The sequence below is a fragment of the Serratia quinivorans genome (genome assembly GCF_946227985.1).
Classification (GTDB): Bacteria; Pseudomonadota; Gammaproteobacteria; order Enterobacterales; family Enterobacteriaceae; genus Serratia; species Serratia quinivorans_A.
Map to the genome: position 1 here is coordinate 1 of NZ_CAMKGL010000023.1, position 5,034 is coordinate 5,034.

4 protein-coding genes, 4 tRNA genes and 1 other RNA gene are annotated in these 5,034 nt (G+C 47.4%); 1 reads left to right on the forward strand and 8 read right to left on the reverse strand.

All coding sequences use genetic code 11. The annotated features are described in order from the left end of the window. From OCH02_RS25335 to OCH02_RS25360, 6 genes are all read right to left on the reverse strand, one after another. Positions 1 to 415: GTP-binding protein (locus OCH02_RS25335; RefSeq protein WP_135314758.1), on the reverse strand; the 415-nt coding region annotated here is incomplete at its 3' end. Between the two features lie 109 nt (positions 416 to 524). Then, positions 525 to 600: transfer RNA gene (locus OCH02_RS25340), tRNA-Thr, on the reverse strand. Positions 601 to 606: 6 nt separating this feature from the next. After that, positions 607 to 681, reverse strand: a tRNA-Gly gene (locus tag OCH02_RS25345). A gap of 37 nt (positions 682 to 718) precedes the next feature. Further along, positions 719 to 834: non-coding RNA, RtT sRNA (locus tag OCH02_RS25350), on the reverse strand. A gap of 46 nt (positions 835 to 880) precedes the next feature. Then, positions 881 to 965: transfer RNA gene (locus tag OCH02_RS25355), tRNA-Tyr, on the reverse strand. A 24-nt stretch (positions 966 to 989) separates the two neighbouring features. Next, positions 990 to 1,065: transfer RNA gene (locus OCH02_RS25360), tRNA-Thr, on the reverse strand. 438 nt (positions 1,066 to 1,503) lie between these two features. Between OCH02_RS25360 and coaA the strand changes: the two genes are divergently transcribed. Continuing rightward, positions 1,504 to 2,454, forward strand: a complete 951-nt coding sequence (coaA, locus tag OCH02_RS25365; RefSeq protein WP_261433582.1) for a type I pantothenate kinase — start codon at positions 1,504 to 1,506, stop codon at positions 2,452 to 2,454. A 47-nt stretch (positions 2,455 to 2,501) separates the two neighbouring features. Here coaA and birA read toward each other — a convergent pair whose 3' ends face one another. Beyond that, positions 2,502 to 3,464 carry a bifunctional biotin--[acetyl-CoA-carboxylase] ligase/biotin operon repressor BirA gene (gene birA / locus OCH02_RS25370; RefSeq protein WP_261433584.1) on the reverse strand — a complete coding sequence of 321 codons (963 nt, stop codon included), beginning with the start codon at positions 3,462 to 3,464 and terminating at the stop codon, positions 2,502 to 2,504. Beyond that, complete coding sequence (gene murB, locus OCH02_RS25375; protein WP_261433588.1) at positions 3,461 to 4,498, reverse strand: UDP-N-acetylmuramate dehydrogenase; 1,038 nt, start codon at positions 4,496 to 4,498, stop codon at positions 3,461 to 3,463. Before murB ends, birA begins: the two co-directional genes overlap by 4 nt. Positions 4,499 to 5,034 lie beyond the last annotated feature (536 nt).

Genomic DNA, 5,034 nt, shown 5'->3' on the forward strand with positions numbered 1-5,034 from the left:
CGCATTTGTTCATGAATACGATGATGAAAGGAACGCCAACCTGACGACCCAGCAGGATGTGCTCACGGGTCTGAGGCATAGGGCCGTCAGTCGCAGCAACAACCAGGATAGCGCCGTCCATCTGAGCAGCACCGGTGATCATGTTTTTAACGTAGTCGGCGTGCCCTGGGCAGTCAACGTGCGCGTAGTGACGAGTCGGGGTGTCATATTCAACGTGAGAAGTGTTGATGGTGATACCACGAGCTTTTTCTTCTGGCGCGTTATCGATCTGGTCGAAAGCACGTGCAGAACCGCCGTAGGTTTTAGCCAGAACGGTGGTGATTGCTGCAGTCAGGGTAGTTTTACCGTGGTCAACGTGGCCGATAGTACCGACGTTAACGTGCGGTTTTGTACGTTCAAACTTTTCTTTAGACATCGATTGTCCCTCTAAGACACGGATAAATCGGTGGTATCACCACATCAACCAAGCATTTGCCTGTTGAATCCAGAACAGAAAGAAAATCAGGGGGCGAGATTATAAGAAGTGGTGCTGATAGGCAGATTCGAACTGCCGACCTCACCCTTACCAAGGGTGCGCTCTACCAACTGAGCTATATCAGCACATCTTGGAGCGGGCAGTGGGAATCGAACCCACATCATCAGCTTGGAAGGCTGAGGTAATAGCCATTATACGATGCCCGCATCCTGGAACTCGGCTACCTGACTTTTCTGTAGAATTTTTAGATGGGAGAAGGATTGTTCGTCGCTTAACTCTCACCCTTCGGGCCGGCTGCGCGATGCGCTGCACAACTCGAACCTTGCTGAAGACTTTCGCCTTCCCCTTCTGCAATTCAACTGTTGCGAGTTTATCGCTGGCCAGTTAACTGCCGAAGGCAAGATATGGTGGTGGGGGAAGGATTCGAACCTTCGAAGTCTGTGACGGCAGATTTACAGTCTGCTCCCTTTGGCCGCTCGGGAACCCCACCAGATTTTAACTACTGTGACTTGATTGGTGCCGGCTACCGGAATCGAACTGGTGACCTACTGATTACAAGTCAGTTGCTCTACCAACTGAGCTAAGCCGGCATCAAGTGCAGCGCATTCTAGGTAGACCGGACGGCCTATGCAACAAAAAAATTGCGTTAACTGCACTTTCGCTCATAAATCGCCCAATTTTGCCCACTGCCTGGCAATTCACACTGTAAGGCGTACAAATATTCATCAATCACAGTCATCACGCCCTACACTGCAATTGTTCTTTTGCGAGTGTCGTCTACATATTTGACCTAAACAGCAGTTTCACCCCATTCGGCAAGCTGCGAATTGAAGTAGGAATACGCCAAAAGCGACTTCCGCCTACTGCGCGCCGCTTCGCACAATTGAGATAAACTCATACTAATCGCCAACTTTTGCGAAAAAAGTCTACGTCAAAAACGAAGCTGTCTATAATATGCAGCTTGATTATTATCTGGAGTTGGCGTCTGGCGCCTTTCCCAACCTGCGTTAACAGGCAGAATTTGGCTTATGATAAAAAGAGATCAATCTTTAGCGACGCCCTATCTTCAGTTCGATCGTACCCAGTGGGCTGCGTTACGGGATTCGGTGCCGCTGACACTGTCAGAAGAAGAGATTGTTAAACTGAAAGGGATTAACGAAGATCTCTCTTTGGAAGAGGTAGCACAGATTTATCTGCCGCTATCCCGATTGTTGAACTTCTATATCAGTTCAAACCTGCGCCGTCAGGCCGTACTTGAGCAATTTCTCGGTACTGATGGACAAAAAATCCCCTACGTTATCGGCATTGCCGGCAGTGTTGCCGTAGGTAAAAGTACCACTGCACGTTTGCTACAGGCATTGCTTGGCAGTTGGCCGGAACATCGTAGCGTTGAGTTGATCACCACCGACGGTTTTCTGCATCCGAATAAGGTGTTGAACGAACGCGGGCTGATGAAGAAAAAAGGCTTCCCACAGTCTTATGATATGCACAGTCTGGTGAAATTCGTTTCTGAAGTGAAATCCGGCGCTAAACGCGTGACCGCTCCGGTCTATTCCCATCTGATTTATGATGTTGTTCCCGAAGGGAATAAAATCATCGAGCAGCCGGATATTCTTATTCTTGAAGGGCTAAACGTATTACAGAGCGGAATGGATTACCCTCATGATCCGCATCGTGTATTTGTTTCTGACTTTGTTGATTTCTCAATATATGTCGATGCTCCCGAAGAACTACTGCAATCCTGGTATATCAATAGATTTCTTAAGTTCCGTCAGGGCGCATTTTCTAATCCCGACTCTTATTTCCATAACTATTCTAAGTTGCCTGAGCCAGAAGCTGTCAATATAGCCTCTCAGCTATGGAATGAGATTAATGGGCTGAATTTGCAAGAAAATATTCTACCGACACGTGAGCGAGCCAGTCTGATCATGACGAAGAGTGCTAATCACGCGGTTGAAAGCGTTCGTTTAAGAAAGTAATTTAATAATAAGCAAGGGGCCTACCGGCCCCTTATATCTATTGATAATTACTCGGCACTACGTAGGGATATCTCCCCACCAATGAACGGTTTAATCACACCATCCTGGTCGAGCAATAATGCTCCCTGCTGATCAATACCCCGTGCAATGCCAAATATTTGTTGTTCGCCAATTAATAGTTTAACCGGTCTATCGATAAAGTTGTCCAAAGCACGCCAGCGCGCAATAAATGGCGCTAAACCCTCAATCTCAAACTGCTGCAGCGATTGACGCAATTCATTGAGTAAAGTAGCGGCCAATTCATTACGATCGATATTAATTCCCGCTTCCTGCAGGTTTATCCAGCCCTGATTAATCGCATTGGCATTGGTTTCACGCATCGCCAAGTTAATACCGGCACCAATCACCAGCTGGGCCGCATCACCGGTTTTCCCCGTTAATTCGACCAAGATACCTGCCAACTTACGATCGTTAAGGTACAAATCGTTTGGCCATTTAACTCTGACATCTTGCGCCCCAAGCCCTTTGAGTACCTCAGCCATCACGATGCCAATCACCAGACTCAGACCCATTGCTGCTGCAGGCCCCTGCTCCAGACGCCAAAACATTGAAAGATACAGATTAGCACCAAATGGTGAGATCCATTGGCGACCGCGACGACCACGACCAGCCTGCTGGTACTCAGCAACACAGGCATCGCCAGATTGCAATTCGGCAATCCGATCCAGCAAATATTGGTTGGTCGAGTCCACGACCGGTAGCACAGTGACACGCTTATCAACCAGTTGGCCAAGAATACGTTCAACATCCAGCAACTGGATCGGACTAGGTAGGCTATAGCCCTTCCCAGGCACAGTAAACACATCCAAACCCCATTCGCGGATTGTCTGGATATGTTTATTAATAGCGGCACGACTCATGCCCAGCAACTCTCCAAGATGCTCACCAGAATGGAAATCACCATCAGCCAGTATAGAAATGAGCTTAAGGGGAACTTTGGTATCCTTCATGAAAGAACCTCTACGGCGTTCAACTCACCGCCCGCACCGATAAAGCGAACTTCCGGCTCCAGCCATACATCGAACTTTTTCGCTACGGTATTACGTACATGCCGTGCCAGCGCCACCACGTCATGACTGGTGGCATTACCCACATTAACCAGCACAAGCGCCTGTTGACTATGTACCGCTGCACCGCCAATTTGGTGACCTTTCAGCCCACACTGATCGATCAACCAACCTGCAGCCAGCTTCACCTGACCGTCCTGCTGCGGGTAATGCGGCATACCAGCATATTCGACAGTCAACGCTGCTGCCTTTTCACTACTGACCAATGGGTTTTTGAAGAAGCTGCCTGCATTACCCGTCACTTTAGGATCAGGCAATTTGCTGCGGCGCATTGCACATACTGAGTCAAATACCTGACGTGGTGTCACCGTTTCAGGGGCCAGCTTCGTCAGATCGCCATAATTCAACATTGGATCCCATTGCTTGCTAAGACGTAGGCCTACACCAACAATGATATGTCCCTTCTGAAAATGATGTTTAAAAATACTTTCTCGGTAACCAAAGCCGCAGTCTGATGCGGCAATGCGATCGATGGCACCCGTAGTCAGATCCAATAGATCAACGTAGTCACATACGCTCTTGAGCTCGATACCATAGGCACCGATGTTCTGAATAGGTGCAGAGCCGACCAGACCGGGGATCAACGCCAGGTTTTCCAGCCCAGGGATGCCAGTTTCTAAAGTGTGACAAACCAAACCATGCCAACTCTCACCAGAGCTAACGTGGAGAAACCAGGCATCCTCCTCCTCTCGGATGTCGATACCTTTTAATTGATTGATCATTACCGTACCGGAAAAATCATCAAGAAACAGGACGTTACTCCCTTCGCCAAGTACCAGCAGCGGCTCTTGACGCTTCTGTGTTTTCTGCCAAACCTTGATCATTAATTCGATTGTTTCTGCAATGACCAGATGCGCTGCGTTGACCGGGAGCGCAAAAGTATTGTGCTTTTTTAATGACGCGCTTTCAGTAGACATAACGATAAATACCTATACGGAAATGAACCTTCACCTAGTCTACTCGATTCGGCACGCCAGGCTAATATTTGTTTTCAACGATAGGGCTTTTATCTGGATAACATCCACCGAGGGAATACTTTTGATTGTTTTATAAGGTATTTTCTATATAAATGAATTGGGTAATACGTTATAGATAGATACAAAAATGATTAATACAGAGATTTTTTCATAGCTGGGTCTTATTACCGAAAACTCAAGTATCTCACCCAAATTGGCTTATATATATTTAAAGTCATTTATTATGTTTAAACATTTTTGAAATTTATATATTAAAGATAGCCAGCTGGCTTTTATTCTGAGGATATTGTGATGTGGAGGCTTCTAACGAAGCGCTGCGTAGCGGCGTCTGTTTTTGTTTTTCGCACACAGCAAAAAGGCCATCCTTGCGGATGGCCTCTTGGCTTAATTGATGCCTGGCAGTGTCCTACTCTCGCATGGGGAGACCCCACACTACCATCGGCGCTACGGCGTTTCACTTCTGAGTTCGGCATGGG

Coding starts and splice junctions, on each gene's coding strand:
- coaA (WP_261433582.1), top strand. CDS start 1,504: ATGATAAAAAGAGATCAATCTTTAGCGACGCCCTATCTTCAGTTCGAT.
- birA (WP_261433584.1), bottom strand. CDS start 3,464: ATGAAGGATACCAAAGTTCCCCTTAAGCTCATTTCTATACTGGCTGAT.
- murB (WP_261433588.1), bottom strand. CDS start 4,498: ATGTCTACTGAAAGCGCGTCATTAAAAAAGCACAATACTTTTGCGCTC.